The sequence below is a fragment of the Actinomadura sp. NPDC049382 genome (assembly GCF_040677125.1).
GTDB lineage: Bacteria > Actinomycetota > Actinomycetes > Streptosporangiales > Streptosporangiaceae > Spirillospora > Spirillospora geliboluensis.
The window spans coordinates 1-2218 of sequence record NZ_JBFARO010000261.1 but is presented as its reverse complement, the minus strand read 5'-3'; the positions used below and the strand labels follow the sequence as shown (position 1 = coordinate 2218).

Genomic DNA, 2218 nt, shown 5'->3' with positions numbered 1-2218 from the left:
TGTTGACGGCGGGTGAATACTGACCCCCAGGCGGCGGCCGAATTCTGACCCCCTCTGCTGTCACTGTGGAGGGTGATCAAGGTGGAGGACTGGGCGGAGATCCGCCGGTTGCACCGGGCCGAGGGCATGCCGATCAAGGCGATCGCCCGGCGGCTGGGCATCTCGAAGAACACCGTCAAGCGGGCGCTGGCGGCCGATGAGCCGCCCAAGTACCGGCGGGCGCCGAAGGGATCGATCGTGGACGCGGCCGAGCCACAGATCAGGGAGCTGCTGGCCGAGTTCCCCGACATGCCCGCGACCGTGATCGCCGAGCGGATCGGGTGGGAACGCTCGATGACGGTCCTCAAGGACCGGGTCCGGGTGCTGCGGCCGCAATACCGTCCGGTCGACCCGGCCTCGAGGACGGCGTATCAGCCCGGTGAGCTCGCTCAATGCGATCTGTGGTTCCCGCCGGTGCGGGTCCCGGTCGGGGCCGGGCAGCACGCGGGCCCGCCGGTGCTGGTGATGGTGTCGGGCTATTCGCGGTGGCTGATGGCCCGGATGCTGCCGTCGCGGGCGGCCGGGGATCTGTTCGCCGGGATGTGGGTCCTGCTGCGCATGCTCGGTGCCGCGCCCAAGACGCTGGTGTGGGACAACGAGTCCGCGATCGGCAAGTGGAAGAACGGACGGCCGCAGCTGACCGCCGACGCCGAGGCGTTCCGCGGCGCGCTGGGCATCGCCATCGCGCAGTGCCGTCCCGCAGATCCCGAGGCCAAGGGCCTGGTCGAACGCGCCAACCGGTATCTGGAGACCTCGTTCCTGCCGGGCCGCTCGTTCACCTCGCCCGACGACTTCAACACCCAGCTGGCCCAATGGCTCGGGCATCGCGCCAACGTCCGTCATCACCGGCGGATCGAGTGCCGGCCCGCCGACCGGCTGACCGCCGACCGGTCGGCGATGCTGGCGTTGCCGCCGGTGCCTCCGCAGGTGGGGTGGCGCACCTCGACCCGGCTGCCCCGCGACCACTACGTCCGTGTCGCCTCCAACGACTACTCGGTGCACCCGTCGGTAATCGGCCGGCTGGTCGAGGTCGCCGCCGACCTGGACCGGGTCCACGTCACCTGCGGCGGCCGGCCCGTCGCGGCGCATCCGCGCTGCTGGGCGGTCCATCAGACCATCACCGATCCCGACCACGCCCGGGCCGCCGCCGCGTTGCGTTCCGCCCGCCTGCAGGCCGCCCGCCCGGTGGTCGATGTCGGGGTCGAGCAACGCAGGCTCGGCGACTATGACGCCATTCTCGGCGTCGAGGGGGTGGTGGCGTGATGGCCGCCCGCACCAAACCCGCCGCCACGTCCGCGGCCGGGTCCGCCGCGACCGCGGGTGGCCGGGATGTCGAGGCCGAGCTGGCCTACCTCACCCGGGTGCTCAAAGCCCCGTCGCTGCATGCGGCCGCCGGTCGGCTGGCCGAGCGGGCCCGTGAGGAGTCCTGGACGCACGAGGAGTTCCTGGCCGCCTGCCTGCAACGCGAGGTCGCCGCCCGCGAGGCCCACGGCGGCGAGGCCCGGATCCGCTCGGCCCGCTTCCCTGCCCGCAAGGGGCTGGAGGATTTCGACTTCGACCACCAGCGCTCCGCCCGCCGTGACGTCATTGCGCACCTGGGCACCCTGGACTTCGTCGCCGCCCGCGAGAACGTGGTGTTCCTGGGCCCGCCCGGCACCGGCAAGACCCACCTGTCGATCGGGCTGGGCATCCGGGCTTGCCAGGCCGGGCACCGGGTCGCGTTCGCCACCGCCGCCCAGTGGGTCGCCCGGCTGGCCGATGCCCACGCCGCCGGACGGCTGCAAGACGAGCTCACCCGGCTGGCCCGCGTTCCCGTCCTGGTCATCGATGAGGTCGGCTACATCCCGTTCGAGGCCGAGGCCGCCAACCTGTTCTTCCAGCTCGTCTCGTCCCGCTATGAGCGCGCTTCGCTGATCGTGACCAGCAACAAGCCGTTCGGCCGCTGGGGCGAGGTGTTCGGCGACGACGTCGTCGCCGCCGCCATGATCGACCGCCTCGTCCACCACGCCGAGGTCATCAGCCTGAAGGGAGACAGCTACCGCCTCAAAAACCGGGACCTGGGCCGCGTCCCCGCGGCCAACACCAACGACGACCAGCAGTAACCGAACCAACGACCAACACCAGAGGGGTCAACATTCAGACGTCTCCAGGGGGTCAGAAATCGCGCGACGTTGACACC

2 protein-coding genes are annotated in these 2218 nt (G+C 71.3%); both read left to right on the top strand.

From position 1 onward, the window contains the following. Positions 1–72 precede the first annotated feature (72 nt). Complete coding sequence (gene istA, locus AB0K34_RS46485) at positions 73–1302, top strand: IS21 family transposase (RefSeq protein ID WP_364554943.1); 1230 nt, start codon at positions 73–75, stop codon at positions 1300–1302. After that, the gene (gene istB / locus AB0K34_RS46480; protein WP_364554941.1) at positions 1302–2141 is read left to right on the top strand and encodes an IS21-like element helper ATPase IstB; all 840 of its coding nucleotides are present in this window, start codon (positions 1302–1304) and stop codon (positions 2139–2141) included. The genes istA and istB overlap by 1 nt, the downstream gene beginning before the upstream one ends. The last annotated feature ends 77 nt before the right edge of the window (positions 2142–2218 follow it).